This is a genomic window from Microcoleus sp. CZ3-B2 (assembly GCF_036705055.1).
In the GTDB taxonomy this organism is placed as follows: domain Bacteria; phylum Cyanobacteriota; class Cyanobacteriia; order Cyanobacteriales; family Microcoleaceae; genus Microcoleus.
Genome location: NZ_JAUBTN010000008.1, coordinates 80,473 through 95,174 on the forward strand (window position 1 = coordinate 80,473; position 14,702 = coordinate 95,174).

Annotated in this window: 13 protein-coding genes; 5 read left to right on the top strand and 8 right to left on the bottom strand. The window is 47.2% G+C overall.

Annotation, left to right across the window (positions count from 1 at the left end):
- Positions 1-95: 95 nt before the first annotated feature.
- Together glmM and rsmD are read right to left on the bottom strand one after the other, a co-directional pair.
- Positions 96-1,556 (bottom strand): phosphoglucosamine mutase, encoded by a 1,461-nt coding sequence (gene glmM / locus QUA97_RS05425; protein WP_194066685.1) that lies wholly within the window; start codon positions 1,554-1,556, stop codon positions 96-98.
- A 295-nt stretch (positions 1,557-1,851) separates the two neighbouring features.
- Entirely contained in the window at positions 1,852-2,394 is a 543-nt protein-coding gene (rsmD, locus tag QUA97_RS05430; RefSeq protein ID WP_194066684.1) for a 16S rRNA (guanine(966)-N(2))-methyltransferase RsmD, read from the bottom strand.
- Between the two features lie 838 nt (positions 2,395-3,232).
- Here rsmD and treZ point away from each other — a divergent pair.
- A complete protein-coding gene (treZ, locus tag QUA97_RS05435) occupies positions 3,233-5,056 on the top strand; it encodes a malto-oligosyltrehalose trehalohydrolase (RefSeq protein WP_194066683.1) in 1,824 nt (607 codons plus the stop codon).
- Positions 5,057-5,270: 214 nt separating this feature from the next.
- Complete coding sequence (gene glgX / locus QUA97_RS05440) at positions 5,271-7,469, top strand: glycogen debranching protein GlgX (protein WP_194066682.1); 2,199 nt, start codon at positions 5,271-5,273, stop codon at positions 7,467-7,469.
- Between the two features lie 81 nt (positions 7,470-7,550).
- Here glgX and hisH read toward each other — a convergent pair whose 3' ends face one another.
- A complete protein-coding gene (hisH, locus tag QUA97_RS05445) occupies positions 7,551-8,186 on the bottom strand; it encodes an imidazole glycerol phosphate synthase subunit HisH (RefSeq protein WP_194066681.1) in 636 nt (211 codons plus the stop codon).
- Between the two features lie 461 nt (positions 8,187-8,647).
- Between hisH and QUA97_RS05450 the strand changes: the two genes are divergently transcribed.
- The gene (locus QUA97_RS05450) at positions 8,648-9,211 is read left to right on the top strand and encodes a pyroglutamyl-peptidase I family protein (RefSeq protein ID WP_194066680.1); all 564 of its coding nucleotides are present in this window, start codon (positions 8,648-8,650) and stop codon (positions 9,209-9,211) included.
- A 198-nt stretch (positions 9,212-9,409) separates the two neighbouring features.
- On the opposite strand, the gene QUA97_RS05455 is transcribed toward QUA97_RS05450, so the two are convergent.
- The 3 genes from QUA97_RS05455 to QUA97_RS05465 all read right to left on the bottom strand — a co-directional run bounded on the left by QUA97_RS05455 (position 9,410) and on the right by QUA97_RS05465 (position 11,125).
- Positions 9,410-9,892 (bottom strand): flavin reductase family protein, encoded by a 483-nt coding sequence (locus QUA97_RS05455; RefSeq protein WP_194066679.1) that lies wholly within the window; start codon positions 9,890-9,892, stop codon positions 9,410-9,412.
- A 4-nt stretch (positions 9,893-9,896) separates the two neighbouring features.
- Complete coding sequence (locus tag QUA97_RS05460; protein ID WP_333193720.1) at positions 9,897-10,043, bottom strand: hypothetical protein; 147 nt, start codon at positions 10,041-10,043, stop codon at positions 9,897-9,899.
- A gap of 245 nt (positions 10,044-10,288) precedes the next feature.
- A complete protein-coding gene (locus QUA97_RS05465) occupies positions 10,289-11,125 on the bottom strand; it encodes a dienelactone hydrolase family protein (protein ID WP_194066677.1) in 837 nt (278 codons plus the stop codon).
- Here QUA97_RS05465 and QUA97_RS05470 point away from each other — a divergent pair.
- On the top strand, positions 11,124-11,285 hold the full coding sequence (locus QUA97_RS05470) for a hypothetical protein (RefSeq protein ID WP_333193724.1): 162 nt from the start codon (positions 11,124-11,126) through the stop codon (positions 11,283-11,285). The genes QUA97_RS05465 and QUA97_RS05470 overlap by 2 nt on opposite strands.
- A gap of 87 nt (positions 11,286-11,372) precedes the next feature.
- Here the strand turns inward: QUA97_RS05470 and cobM are convergent, their stop codons facing one another.
- Positions 11,373-12,152 carry a precorrin-4 C(11)-methyltransferase gene (gene cobM, locus QUA97_RS05475; protein WP_194066675.1) on the bottom strand — a complete coding sequence of 260 codons (780 nt, stop codon included), beginning with the start codon at positions 12,150-12,152 and terminating at the stop codon, positions 11,373-11,375.
- Positions 12,153-12,272: 120 nt separating this feature from the next.
- A complete protein-coding gene (gene lgt, locus QUA97_RS05480; RefSeq protein ID WP_194066674.1) occupies positions 12,273-13,166 on the bottom strand; it encodes a prolipoprotein diacylglyceryl transferase in 894 nt (297 codons plus the stop codon).
- Positions 13,167-13,509: 343 nt separating this feature from the next.
- Here lgt and rlmN point away from each other — a divergent pair, with 343 nt between their 5' ends.
- Positions 13,510-14,619: a 23S rRNA (adenine(2503)-C(2))-methyltransferase RlmN gene (gene rlmN, locus QUA97_RS05485; RefSeq protein WP_333193728.1), complete on the top strand. Its 1,110-nt coding sequence runs from the start codon at positions 13,510-13,512 to the stop codon at positions 14,617-14,619.
- Positions 14,620-14,702: the final 83 nt, after the last annotated feature.

The window sequence follows — 14,702 nt, forward strand, 5'->3', positions numbered from 1 at the left end:
ATAACAAATAACTAATGACTAATGACTAATGACTAATGACTAATGACTAATGACTAATGACTAATGACTAATGACTAATGACTAATGACTTCAGATCAAAGAGACTGGTATTTCTGAACTGCCAACACCAAATTATCAGTCCAGAAATTAGCCAATTCGGCGCTGGCAGCTTCTACCATAACTCGAATCAGGGGTTCGGTGCCAGAAGCGCGAACCAAAATTCGTCCCTGTTCTCCCATTGCAGTTTTAGCACGGGCGATCGCCCCTTGCAAAATTTCGCACTCGTGCCATTTTAGGCGTTTTTCCCGATCGTCCACCCGCACATTTACTAGCAACTGCGGATAAGTTTGGAAACTGCCGCTGACCAATTGCGCTAAAGATTCCCCGGATTGGCGCACCAGCGAAGCTATGTGCAAAGCTGTCAGCAAACCATCGCCACTAATACCAAAATGCGGACAAAGAATGTGTCCCGACTGTTCGCCGCCCAACATCGCACCGGTGCGCTGCATTTCAGCGTGAACGTGCTGATCTCCCACGTTCGTTCTAGTTAGTTTTCCTCCTAATTTTTCCCAAGCTCGCTCGAAGCCGAGGTTAGCCATTACAGTAGAAATAATTAAATTGGACGGTAACTGTTCGGAGGCGCGCAACTGTCGGCCCCACAGATAAAGAATGTAATCGCCGTCAATCGATCGACCTTTGTTGTCAACACCCAAAACTCGATCGGCATCGCCATCAAAAGCAAATCCCACATCGGCATTGTGTTCCAAAACCGCCGCTTGCAAACTTTCGAGATGAGTAGAACCGCAGTTAACATTAATGCGAGATCCATCAGGAGAGTCGTGCAAACAGATAACATCCGCCCCCATTTTCTCAAATACCGCCGGTGCCAAACCAGCCGCCGCCCCCCAAGCCAAATCCAAAACCACCCGCATTCCCGACAAATTCATCTCTTGCAGCGAATCAGAGAGAGAAGCAGCATAATCTTTCACCAACTCCTGGCGGTGGTAGTGGTGTCCCAAAGCAAAACTAGCAACCGGAACCTTAGCCCCCCGGATTCCCGCTTCGATTTGTTCCTGCAACTGTTGCGACAGCTTAGAGCCGTTTGAGCCAAAAAACTTAATCCCGTTATCTTCAGGGGGATTGTGAGAAGCCGAAATCATCACACCGCCGACAGACTCCGAAATGCTTGCCAGATAAGCAACGCAGGGAGTCGGACACAAGCCCAAATTCCACACTTCCAAACCGGCCGCTGTCAAACCCGCAGACAGCGCCATTGCCAGCATATCGCTAGAATTCCTGCTGTCTTGCCCCAAAATCACAGGGCCCTGGTTGGGGGCATTTTGGCGGAGAACTTGCCCCGCCCAGAAGCCAACTTGCAGCGCTAGGGATGCAGTCAGCAATTCTCCCACTTTCCCTCGAATGCCGTCTGTGCCGAAGAGTTTTGTATTTGGCAGCGGGGCGCTATCTCCCAGCAGAATCGTATCGCGTTTGACTGGGCTTGCTGAATTAACAGCCGGAAACTCGCTGCCGCGATGGCGCGAAGGTGTCTGAACCATATTCACTCCTTTAGGAATATTCACACTCACACTTTGCAGTTCATGTTACAACTGAAAGTCTTTATTTTCAGCGTAAACTCGATTTATTTCGGGGATTTATCAGGTAACGTACCCTGTCAACCTACGCACAAAGTTTAACTTTTCGGGAAAAATTTGTATCGGACTCAAGGGCTAAATTTTACGCTCTGCAGGCGCTTGCAGGATGGTTGAGACCGCTATTCGGGACGATCGCACTGCGCGATCGTTCGGATCTGGGCGGGATTTGATATTATGATGCTGATGCCGTTTGAGCTAGTCAGCCACTGCGGGCATAGAAAGTTAATGCTGTATTGCCGTAGATTTTTTGGCGGCAAATTTCTAGACCGGGAATCGGTTGTGTCGATCGCTCGGGGCTGTGTTCGATCGCAATTTCGCCATCAGGTGCTAGCATTTCTTGGCTGGCGAGCTTGTTTAACAGAGGTTCGTACAAGTCGCTGGCGTAGGGCGGATCGAAGTAAACGCGATCGAACTGCTGTCCTCCCAGCGCCCCCAATTTTGCCATCGCGTTTCCCCGCAGGATTTGGAATGTTTGGGAAGAGCCTGCTACTTTCTCCCAATTTTCATGAATAATCGCACAAGCTTTCGCCGACTGTTCGATGCCAGTAACACTAGCCGCCCCCCGACACAAAGCTTCTGCGCCCATCGAGCCGCTGCCGGTACAAATGTCAAGCCATCTGCAACCTGCGATCGTCCCCTGCCAAATATTAAACAAAGCTTCTCTGACTCGCGAAGGCGTAGGACGAGTGGCCAGTCCCGGCAGAGTTTTGATTTGGCGGTTGCCGCAGATTCTCAAGCTCATTTAACACCCAATTTGTCACAGTATTTTATAATTAATTTGATTCCCCAAACTAAGTTTGAATGCAAGGCTGCATCTCCGACTTAGCAGCATTTCTTTGAGTGCTTTGGCGAGTTCGCCCCGGCCCAAAATATCTGCATAAATTGGGGAATATCTCCCGAAAGCATTAAGAGTGCCAGCGTCTCGATCGCTAGCTGTACAATACTCGCGATCGCCCGAAACCGAGTCTGCGATCGATCGCAGACTCGGGGATGCCCTATAATATCAAATCCCGTAGCATCGGAATTATATAGTGCCGTCGCGCTGGCGATCGACTTCGCCAGCGCGACCTCACTATCAATGATTTAAATATGTGATTTCGATGCTACCTGAAACGATATAAAAGCTGGCTTAATCCTCCCTGACCGTCGGTAATTATAAAGGACGATCGCCATTTTGTCTGTCAAATATCATACATTTGGCAGATGCTCCTGTCGCTCAACCTAATGATGTATCCAACTAAAAAATAAAATAATGGCTGGAAAAAAGCTAATGTCCCATCTCAAATTTGCTGAAACTCGCTCTAATCAAGGGTTTGTTGAAGTGATAAAGATCTCTTGAGAGAGGGGATAATATCGACTATCGCTTGGCAAACAGCCAGCTTACTGTTATACTTCTGTCAAGCCAGCAGGGAATGTCTGAAAAATCGAAGCAAATTGGGATAGACAAGCCCGATGTTGAAACATACTTCGAGGATAAGGCCTGCAGCTGGCATCCAAAAAACGATCGAATAGTTGATAAAAAAAATAGAATCGTTAAGTTGGAGCAAAAATATGATGTTACATGGAATCAATCAGTAAATATGAGAATTGGCGCAACGTATCTGGGCAATAATCGCTGTGAATTTACGCTATGGGCACCCTTGTTACAAGATGTAGCAGTCCAAATCACAGCACCCGAACCACAACTCATTCCCCTGCAAAAAAAACGGAGAGGATATTGGCAAGTCACAGCAGAAGGAATATCTCCCGGTACGCTTTATACCTATCAACTCGATGGAAAGACGACCCTACCAGATCCAGCATCCTATAGTCAACCCCAAGGCGTTCACAACCCATCAGAAGTAGTTGACCAAAGCGCATTTGTTTGGAACGATGCCGACTGGCAAGGGATTGCTCTGGCAGACTATATTATGTACGAGGTACACGTAGGCGCGTTTACCGAAGAAGGAACATTCGAGGCAATGATTGACCGTCTCGATGACTTGAAAGAATTGGGAGTTAACGCGATCGAGATTATGCCCGTGGCGCAGTTTCCGGGCGATCGCAATTGGGGCTACGATGGCGTATATCCCTTCGCCGTTCAATCCTCCTACGGCGGCGTTAACGGCTTGAAAACCCTAGTCGATGCTTGCCACCAAAAAGGCTTAGCCGTTGTCCTAGATGTCGTCTACAATCACCTAGGCCCCGAAGGCAACTATACCTCGAATTTTGCCCCCTACTTTACCGATAAATATCGTACCCCTTGGGGAAACGCCCTCAACTTTGATGATGCTGGTAGCTATGGCGTTCGCAATTTCTTTATCGAAAATGCCCTCTACTGGTTTCGGGATTGTCACATTGATGCGCTGAGGTTAGATGCCATTCACGCGATTTACGACTTCTCCGCCAAGCACTTTTTAGCCGAGTTAGCCGAAAAAACCGGAGAATTGTCCCAACAGCAAGGGCGATCGTTTTACTTAATTGCTGAAAGCGACCTCAACGACGTTCGGATTATCAATCCTCCCAGCAAAGGTGGCTACGATATCAATGCCCAATGGTGCGATGATTTTCACCACTGTTTGCACAGCCTCATTACCAAGGAAGACCGAGGTTATTACCAAGATTTTCGCGAGTTCAGAACCTTAGTGAAAGTCTTGCAAGAAGGATTTGCTTATGCAGGAGAATATTCGGAATTTCGGCAGCGCTACCACGGCAGTCCGGCGGGCAATTTCGACCCAGATCAATTCGTCGTTTGTTGCCAAAATCATGACCAAGTGGGCAACAGAATGTTAGGCGAACGGCTAGCACATTTGGTCTCGTTTGAAGCACTAAAATTGGCAGCAGCTACGGTATTGCTTTCTCCTTACATTCCTTTATTATTTATGGGGGAAGAGTACGGTGAAGAAGCACCATTTCTGTATTTTGTCAGCCACGGCGATCCAGATTTAGTTGAGTCGGTGCGCCAGGGAAGAAAGGCCGAGTTCAAAGAATTTCACCACACAGGAGAACCGCCGGACGTACAAGACAAGACAACATTTTTGCAATCAAAGCTTAACTGGAAAAAACGGCGCGAAGGCAAGCATAAAGTGTTGTTAGAGTTGTATCGAACTCTGATTAAACTTCGCCAAGAAATTCCTGCCTTGAAGTGTCGCGATCGCCAAAGCATTGATATTAACAGTTTTGACGGTGAAAAAATCATTACCCTCATCAGAAGCGTTGACGACAGTGAAGTCTTAGCAATCTTTAATTTCAGCGATACCACACAAAAAACTAAACTTGTACTACCAGAAGGAAACTGGCAAAAAGTCTTAGACTCATCCGACCCTCAGTGGATGGGGGACGGTTCGACTTTGCCCGAAAAACTTACAGGCCAAGCCGAGGTCAGCCTTCGGCATCAAAGCTTTATTCTATATCAAGTTGAATAGTTTTCTCCTAAAAAGTCTGTAAACAGCAGGCATCTTGCCTACCATTGATATCATGTTCGATCGATCGCAATCAGCAAGGATCGCGCGTGCGGACGACCGTCCGCCCAAAAGCGGTTTTTGTGATGGTAATCGATCGTCCAGGATAGGAAAGGCTTTTTGCTACAAGTCTAATGATTGATTGTTCAACTTAAATAAAATTACCACTCTAGGTTCTATGGATTTAAAACTTTGGCCCGGTAAACCCTATCCCTTGGGTTCAACATGGGACGGTAAAGGCACTAATTTTGCCCTATTTTCCGAAAATGCCACAGCAGTCGAATTGTGCTTGTTCGACGAAAAAGGGTGGGAAACCCGAGTCCCGCTGACTGAAGTCTACAACTTCATTTGGCACTGCTACATTCCCGGCATCAAACCCGGTCAATTGTACGGGTTTCGCGTCCGCGGCCCCTACGAACCCTCAGCCGGACATCGGTTCAACCCCGCCAAACTGCTGATCGACCCCTACGCAAAAGCCATCGCCGGAGATGTGGATCACGGACGGGAACTCTTCGGCTATGACTGGGACGACGAAGCCGAAGACTTATCCTACAGCGCATTAGACGATTCTCATTTAATCCCCAAAGCCGTTGTCATCGATGAATCCTTCGACTGGGAAGGCGACACTCACCCACAACTGGCTTGGCACAAAACCATCATCTACGAGATGCACGTCAAAGGCTTTACTCAACTGCATCCCGACATTCCCGAACCCTTGCGGGGAACCTACGCCGGACTCGCCCATCCCGCCGCCATCGACCACCTGAAATCCTTGGGGATTACCGCCGTCGAACTCCTCCCCGTCCACCACTTCATCGGCTGTCCCGGATTTCTGGATGCCAAGGGACTGCGGAACTACTGGGGCTACGACTCGATTAACTATTTCGCACCTTACTCCAGCTACAGCGCCAGCGGCGACACCGGCGAACAGGTGAATGAATTTAAGGAAATGGTCAAAGCCCTGCACGCTGCGGGCATTGAGGTGATTCTCGATGTGGTCTACAACCACACCGGAGAGGGCAACCACATGGGCCCGACCATCTCGTTTCGAGGCATCGATAACGCCGTTTACTACCGCCTCGTGAAAGAGAATCCCCGCTACTACATGGATTACAGCGGCTGCGGCAACTCCCTCAACGTCTTCCATCCCCAAGTATTGAAGCTGATTATGGACAGCTTGCGGTATTGGGTGTTGGAGATGCACGTCGATGGGTTCCGCTTCGATTTGGCGACGGTTTTAGCGCGGGAAACCGATCGCGTCGATACTTTTGCTGCCTTTTTCGATATCATCCACCAAGACCCAGTTTTGTGCGATGTCAAGTTAATCGCCGAACCTTGGGACATCGGCGAAGGCGGCTATCAAGTCGGAAAATTCCCCTTGCTGTGGTCGGAGTGGAACGGTCGCTACCGCGATACCATGCGCGACTTTTGGCGGGGAACCGATGAAACTCTCTCTCAGTTTGCCTACAGCTTTACCGGAAGTTCCGATTTGTACGAAAGTAACGGACGGCGACCCCACGCCAGCATCAACTTTATCACTGCCCACGACGGGTTTACCCTGCACGATTTGGTCAGCTACAACCAAAAACACAACGAAGCTAACGGTGAAGACAGTCGCGACGGGGAAAACCACAATCAGTCTTGGAACTGCACGATGGTGGAATTCCCATATACTGAAGCGCTAGGAGAGGGAGAATATCCACCTCCGCCAGACCCCTGTGCTGGGGACGGGGAAACTGAGGATCCCGAAGTGCAGGCGTTGCGAGAACGCCAAAAGCGGAATTTTTTAACTTCGTTACTGCTGTCCCAAGGGGTGCCGATGCTGGTGGCGGGAGACGAAATGGGGCGAAGTCAAGGAGGCAATAACAACGCTTACTGTCAGGACAATGAAATCTCGTGGGTGGATTGGGGATTGCAGTTCAAAAACGCCGATCAACTCGAATTTACCCGCGAGTTAACCCGCTTGCGGCGCGAACATCCGGTATTCCGCCGGCGTAAGTGGTTCCAAGGGCGCGCCATTCACGGTTCTCAAGTTAGCGATATTGCTTGGTTTAACCCCGATGGCGGGGAAATGACTGACGAACAGTGGCAAGTGGGATATGCTAAGGCGATCGGCATTTTCCTCAACGGCGAACAACTTGCTACGCCAAATGCTCGCGGCGAACGGATTGTTGATGATAGTTTTCTGTTGTTTTTCAATGCTTATTGGGAGACGCTCGATTTTGTGATTCCCCCTCGCTTTCAAAGTTTGCAGTGGATTGCTGTGCTTGACACTGCTGAACCGAAATTTGTGGAATCTCAAGGGCGAATTTATGCAAAGGGAAAAGCTGTTCCGGTGACGGCGCGATCTGTGGTGATTTTAAAGTGTCTCAAATAAAATTGGCGATCGATCGCTAAACAGTAATAGCTGATTTATTAAAAACCCAGTTTCTTGAAGAAATCGGGTTTTTAATTGACTCTAAGTGGCTACTTTTGCTCTCACTTGACTCACAAAATTTGATAGCATTTGTAATCCCGTGCTTGAAGACTTTTCCGGGTGAAATTGTACGGCCATCAGATTGTCTTTAGCTATGGCAGCCGTCACCGTCTGACTTCCGTGCGTCACCACTGCAGCTTTGACTGTTGAGTCCACCGGATCGACATAATAGGAATGCACTAAATAAACCCAAGGTTGAGATGAAAGATTTTGCCACAGCGGCAAATTTGGCTGAGTGAATTCTAATTGATTCCATCCCATGTGCGGAATGGTTAACCCCGGTTCCGATCGAAATCGGCGCACTTTTCCGGCAATAATTCCCAATCCTGGTTCTGTACCTTCTTCGGAACTGTCAAACAGCATTTGCAAGCCCAAACAAATGCCTAAAAAAGGCTTTCCAGAGGCGATCGCATTTGTTATCGGTTCTATCAAATTGCGCGATCGCAAATTCTGCATTGCCGGGTCAAAGGAACCAACTCCCGGCAAAACCACCGCATCAGCCTGCTCGATTTCTACAGGAGAATCCGTAATTTTTGGCACTGCACCCACATTTTCCAAGCCTTTACAGACCGAGTGCAGATTGCCCATGTCATAGTCTACTACTGCGATGACAGACATTGACTTACTTGCCTTATATGATCAATTTTTAGTATTATTGCACAAAACGTCAGTAGTCAGTAGTCAGTAGTCATTAGTCAGTAGTCATTAGTCAGTAGTCATTAGTCAGTAGTCAGTAGTCAGTAGTCAGTAGTCAGTAGTCAGTAGTCAGTAGTCAGTAGTCATTAGTCATTAGTCAGTAGTCAGTAGTCAGTAGTCAGTAGTCATTAGTCATTAGTCATTAGTTAACAGTTAACAGCCAACAGTCAACAGTTAACAGCCAACAGTTAACAGCCAACAGTTAACAGCCAACAGTCAACAGCCAACAGCCAACAGTCTGATGAATTTTCAATTCCTGATTCCCATATTCGAGAGTCGTAGGGACTGGTTCATCAGTATCTCTGCTGTAAAACCAGAGGATTTTTGACACTCGCCCCTACCCAGCGACAAGGTTTTCTGCACGTCAATTTACGAGAGATTATATGAATACCAAAATCCTGCTAACTTCATTCGACACTTGGCGATCGCATCAGCAATCAAATTCTTCTGACGATTTATTAGCTAACATTTCCCAAATTCAATCTTTGCCTGATTCTCTGACTTTTTTGAGAAAACTACCCGTAGATTCCCAGCTAGCAGCGAATTTGGCGATCGCCCAAATCAACCAACTCCAACCAGACATAATTATCTGCTGTGGCATGGCAGAAAGCAGGGAAAAATTAACCGTGGAATCCTGCGCTTGCTGTGATGCGGATATTTTGAAAACAACAGTTAATCTTGAACAGCTAGTCGCAGATTTAGCCGTCACAGAAATCAGTCACGAAGCCGGGAAATATGTTTGCGAAGACCTCTATTATGCGGTTTTAAAGCATATTTATGATTCTCAAATATCCACTCAATGTATTTTTGTCCACGTCCCGATTTTAACTCCCGACAACACCGACAAGATTGTTGTCGATTTTTTATCTATTGTGAATCGCTTAACAATGAACTATAGTATTTCTCAGAAAGATGAGGCGCTGTCGGGCCTAGGGCCTAGGGCCTAGGGCATACCTCACAACGCGATCGAGCCGCTATATCTAGCAACTAACAACCAACAACTAACAACCAACAACTAACAACCAACAACTAACAACCAACAACCAACAACCAACAACCAACAACTAACAACTAACAACTAACAACTAACAACTAACAACTGACAACTGACAATTGCCAATTGCCAATTGCCAATTGCTAAGTTTTTAGCCGCCGTAATTCCAACCAGTGCTTTCTAACAGCAACGGATCGCCTTCTCGGTGAACGCCGGCGGCCACCACTTCTCCGACATACACCGTGTGATCGCCATGTTTTACAGCGCCGACAACATTGCACTCAATGTAACCCAGAGAGTCGGAGATAATCGGACAACCAGTTTCTGCCCCGGCATAAAATTCTACATCCTCAAATTTATTGCCAACGCGGCGCTGTGGCTTGAAGAATTTCTGGGCTAACTCTTTTTGTCCTGCTTCTAGGAAACTCAACGCAAAGACTCCGCTGGCTTCAATCATGGCGTGGGATTTTGAGTCTTGCTTGACGCAGTTAACGACTAAGGGAGGGGTAAAGGAAGATTGCATCACCCAGCTAGCGGTGAAACCGTTGAGTTCCTCTCCCTCTTTGACGCCGCAAATGTACAATCCGTGGGGGATTTTCCGCAAGATGGTCTTTTTAGCTTGTTCGTCTAGCACGGGCTTACCTGTCGATCGATAATTCTACACAGGCCAGTTTACCAAGTTGCGCCCACAAACCCAACTGTCTTAAGGGCGATCGGGCTACACCGATATTGTTCAGATTGCCTGTCTGGCTGTTTTCGATCGCAAATATGCTGCTTCGGGCCACCTTTATTTTGTTAGAATTAAATTAAGGTATTTGTATTTTTTGACAACCAAGTATATACGAATATTTTTAGCGGCGGGTGGGAATTTTTTGGTTCAATGGAGAACAATTGTTGTTTTTGTGCTGGTATTTGGTATTTTTGCATGTAGCATGAAAGCTAAATCCCGTGAGGGATTGCAGGAAGAAATGGCTTTGAGCGAGCTCTAGTTGCGAAGGTAAGAAACTCAAAACTTGCTCGCTCAAAACTCTTATGCTACCCCGTGCTTCTTAAACCAATTTTGCAGCTTTTGCCAAGCATCCTTGGCATCTTTTTCTCGGTAAGTGGGGCGATAGTCGGCATTAAAACCGTGCGGCGCATCTGCATAAACTACGATTTCGGAACCGCTGCTGCCGGTTTTGAGCAGTTGCTGCATTTTTTCGACTGTATCCAGGGGAATTGAGTCATCTTTGCCACCGTAAAGACCCAATACGGGCACTGTCAAAGTTGCTGCAAGGTCGATCGGATGTTTGGGAGTTAAAGCCGTTGAAGATCCAACCAAACGCCCGTACCAAGCAACTCCTGCTTTGACTTTTGGGTTGTGGGCCGCGTACATCCAAACAATTCGGCCTCCCCAGCAAAATCCTGTAATTCCCAACTTATTAATATTGCCTTTTCCTGACTTTTGTGCCCACTCTACGGTAGCATCTAAATCGGACATAACTTGAGCATCGGGAACTTTCGAGACAACTTTACTAATAATTTCTTGAATGTCGGTGATTTTAGAAACATCGCCTTGACGGGAAAACATTTCTGGGGCGATCGCCAAATAGCCTAATTTGGCAAAACGGCGGCAAATATCTTGAATGTATGCGTGAACTCCGAAGATTTCTTGAATTACTAAAATTACTGGAAAATCGCTTCCAGTAGCGGGCATTGCTCTGTAGGCTGGAATGAACTCGTCTTTCACGGGGATTTTCACTTCACCTGCTATTAAACCAGTTTTATCTGTGGTAATAGTTGCCGCAGCAATCGGATGAACTGCTAAGGCAAATCCGGCGGTTAATGCGGTGACAGTCATAAATTCTCTGCGAGTTAAATCTTTCATGGGTAATGGGGAATTGGGAATTGGGAATTGGGAATTGGGAATTGGGAATTGGGAATTGGGAATTGGGAATTGGGAATTGGGAATGGGGAATTGGGAATTGGGAATTGGGAATTGGGAATTGGGAATTGGGAATTGGGAATTGTCAACCACTAATGACTAATGACTAATGACTAATGACTAATGACTAATGACTAATGACTAATGACTGCTGACTAATGACTAATGACTAATGACTAATGACTAATGACTACTGACGAAACAGCCGATCGTGCTCTGGATGGTACAAGCGCGATCGCCCTTGGGCCTCTTTTCCCAAAGCCGGACTAATTACATACATGGTCGTTCTAAACAAATTATGTTCGCGGGTAGCAAGCGCCATTTTGTCAAGGGGAACTAGGACAATTTTTTCATCCGGCCAGCCCAAGCGATAACAAATCGCCACTGGTAAATCCGATGGGTAATGTTCCATCAATTTAGATTGAGCTTGTTCGACATGGCGGGCGCTCAAATACAGACATAAACTCGCTTGATGGGCCGCTAAACTCGCCAATTCTTCGCGTGTTGGTACTTCAGTGCGGCCGGTAATTCGGGTCAAAATAATTGTCTGTACAATTCCGGGAACTGTCAACTCAATTTTAAGTTTCGCGGCGGCTAATTGGAAAGCGCTAATTCCTGGGATTACCTCAAAAGCAATTCCCGCCTCGGCCAAAGCTTGCATTTGTTCGCCGACAGCGCCGTAGAGACAGGGATCGCCGGAATGGAGGCGGACGAGGCTTTTCCCGGCGCGCACTCGCTCCACCATCAAAGGTACAATCTCTTCGAGAGTCTTATCCGCAGTTTGGATAATTTCAGCATCTGCGCGCACTCCCTGCAAAATTTGCTCTGGAACTAGGGAATCAGCAAATAATATCACATCGGCGACAGCCAGTAATTTTTGAGCCTTAACAGTCAACAAATCCGGGTCTCCCGGGCCTGCACCTACAATGTACACCCCTGAAAGGGGGTCTTCAATCTCTGTCAAACTCATGGCTGCTAAAAAATTTGCTAAATTTACCGACGCTTCCGGATGCACCGATTTTGGTTGGAAGTAAGGGATGGTAGATGCACCCTGGTTTTGAGCCCTAGAGACTAACCTCTCTGGGGTTTTTTATCGATCGCCCGGGGATTTGCGATCGATATTTGCCCGATCGCTATTGGGGGAGACAACATCGGGTAAAGGTCGATCGAGCAAATAAAGCCAAGCCAACCCGCCCAAACCTAACACAATCCCAGTCAAACTTACCATCTGTGCAGCCCTGAGTGGCCCGAACATCAAACTATCAGTTCGCAACCCTTCAATCCAGACTCTACCGGAACTGTAAGCTGCCAGGTAAACCAAAAACAAAGCACCTGTTTTCAACCTAATTTTTCCTTGCAAATCGCGGAAGAACAAAGTCAGCAGCAACCCAAATACTGTCAAATTCCACAGAGATTCGTAGAGAAATGTGGGGTGGAAGTATTCAAAATTAGCGTAGCCGATCGGGCGGCTGTTTGGCGGAATATAAAGTTTCCAAGGTAAATCCGTAGGGCCGCCAAAAGCTTCGGAATTAAAGAAATTTCCCCAGCGTCCGATCGCCTGACCGAGAATTACCGAAGGCGCGATTAAATCTGCCAATTGCCAAAAAGAAACTCGCTGGATTTTCGCAAAAATTAAAGCTGCGATCGTGCCGCCCAAAATCGCCCCGTGAATAGCAATTCCGCCTTTCCAAATCGCTATAATATCTTCAGGTCTTTGGGCATATTGCGGCCACTCAAAAGCCACGTAATAAATTCGAGCGCAGGGAATAGCGCCCAGAACCAGCCAAATTGCTAAATCGCCCAGCAATTCTGGGTTGACGCGGCGCTTTTCGGCCAAATATTGGGACAAACTGACCCCTATTAAGACGGCAGAAGCTATCAACAGCCCGTACCAACGGATAGCTAGGGGGCCTAGTTGAAAGATTATCGGGCCTGGGGATGTAAATTGAAACGCTAAGGGCAGCGCAAGAATATTTAGCACCATAAAAGTTGCATTAATTGTGATGGAAAGCAGTCAGATTGCATACCCTAAAATAAACTCTGGAGTTTATTTTAGGGGGCTGCGGTCATTTACACGCAATTTTTGGGGGATTTGGCCAAAAATTAACTGGATTCTTGATTGTGCAGATTTCTGTCTGGAGTTTTCTTTGTGAGTCCACAATAACAGCCCCCTAACCCCCTTTTTTAAAGGGGGGAACCGGATTATTCTTAAAGTCCCCCTTCTTAAGGGATTTAGAGGGATCGAGACTTCACATTTTTGAGGATTAACGGCAGTTTTGGTCGAGAAGTTTTACTATGGAGGGTGGCTTAAAATTTTCTGATGACCTATGCCTTCTACTTCCGTTTCTCAGGTGTACTCTTCTGGTAATTCCAAGGGTGCGAATCAGTCTCGCAAGACTGCTGCTTTGTCTGTTGAGTCTGGTAAAATTCCGCCGTTGTTGGGCGCGAGTTTGGCTGAGTTAACGGAGTGGGTGCAGCAAAACGGGCAACCCGCTTATCGCGGGAAGCAGTTGTACCAGTGGATTTATGAGAGAGGCGCGCGATCGCTCTCTGAGATTTCTGTATTCTCTAAACAGTGGCGCGAGACTGTTGCGAAAATTCCGATCGGGCGATCGACTATTCACTATCGATCGGTCGCACCAGACTCTACGGTAAAGTATCTTCTAAAATTAGCAGACGGTCAAATCATTGAAACAGTCGGCATTCCCACCGAAAAACGGCTGACAGTGTGCGTCTCAGCCCAAGTTGGCTGCGCGATGGGCTGCGACTTTTGCGCTACGGGAAAAGGCGGTTTCAAGCGCAATTTAGAAGTAAACGAAATCGTCGATCAAGTCTTGACAGTACAGCAAGATTTCGGCCGCCGAGTCAGCCACATCGTATTTATGGGAATGGGCGAACCCCTGCTGAATTTCGATAACGTTGTAGCTGCTGTCAAGTGTTTGAATAAAGACGTAGGAATTGGACAGCGCAATATCACCGTTTCCACAGTCGGAATCCGCAATCGCATCACCCAACTAGCCGAACATCAACTGCAAATTACCCTCGCCGTCAGCCTCCACGCTTCCAATCAAAGATTGCGCGAAGAGTTAATTCCTAGCGCCCGCCCTTATCCTTTGGGTGAGTTAGTGGCAGAATGTCGGGAATATGTGCGATCGACTGGACGCAGATTAAGCTTTGAATACGTGCTCTTAGCAAACGTAAATGATTTACCAGAACACGCAGCCGAGTTAGCAAATCAGTTGCGCGGTTTTCAGTGTCACGTCAATTTGATTCCTTACAATCCGATTCAAGAAGCTGAATATCAGCGTCCGACTCCAAATCGAATCAACAATTTTGTTGCGGTTTTGAAGGAGAAGAAAATTGCTGTTAGCGTGCGGTATTCTCGCGGCTTAGAAGCAGATGCAGCCTGCGGACAATTGCGGGCATCTGAGGTTTAAATCTTATGAGTTATGAGTTATGAATTGTGAAAAAAACATATTCACCATTCATAATTCATATTTGCCAAGGGTTAAATGCTAAT

Bases quoted from the DNA above. Each gene is read 5' to 3' on its own strand.
- QUA97_RS05470 (WP_333193724.1), top strand. From the start codon at position 11,124: ATGGGTAATGGGGAATTGGGAATTGGGAATTGGGAATTGGGAATTGGG.
- glmM (WP_194066685.1), bottom strand. From the start codon at position 1,556: ATGGTTCAGACACCTTCGCGCCATCGCGGCAGCGAGTTTCCGGCTGTT.
- glgX (WP_194066682.1), top strand. From the start codon at position 5,271: ATGGATTTAAAACTTTGGCCCGGTAAACCCTATCCCTTGGGTTCAACA.
- QUA97_RS05465 (WP_194066677.1), bottom strand. From the start codon at position 11,125: ATGAAAGATTTAACTCGCAGAGAATTTATGACTGTCACCGCATTAACC.
- QUA97_RS05450 (WP_194066680.1), top strand. From the start codon at position 8,648: ATGAATACCAAAATCCTGCTAACTTCATTCGACACTTGGCGATCGCAT.
- lgt (WP_194066674.1), bottom strand. From the start codon at position 13,166: ATGGTGCTAAATATTCTTGCGCTGCCCTTAGCGTTTCAATTTACATCC.
- rlmN (WP_333193728.1), top strand. From the start codon at position 13,510: ATGCCTTCTACTTCCGTTTCTCAGGTGTACTCTTCTGGTAATTCCAAG.
- cobM (WP_194066675.1), bottom strand. From the start codon at position 12,152: ATGAGTTTGACAGAGATTGAAGACCCCCTTTCAGGGGTGTACATTGTA.
- treZ (WP_194066683.1), top strand. From the start codon at position 3,233: ATGAGAATTGGCGCAACGTATCTGGGCAATAATCGCTGTGAATTTACG.
- rsmD (WP_194066684.1), bottom strand. From the start codon at position 2,394: ATGAGCTTGAGAATCTGCGGCAACCGCCAAATCAAAACTCTGCCGGGA.
- hisH (WP_194066681.1), bottom strand. From the start codon at position 8,186: ATGTCTGTCATCGCAGTAGTAGACTATGACATGGGCAATCTGCACTCG.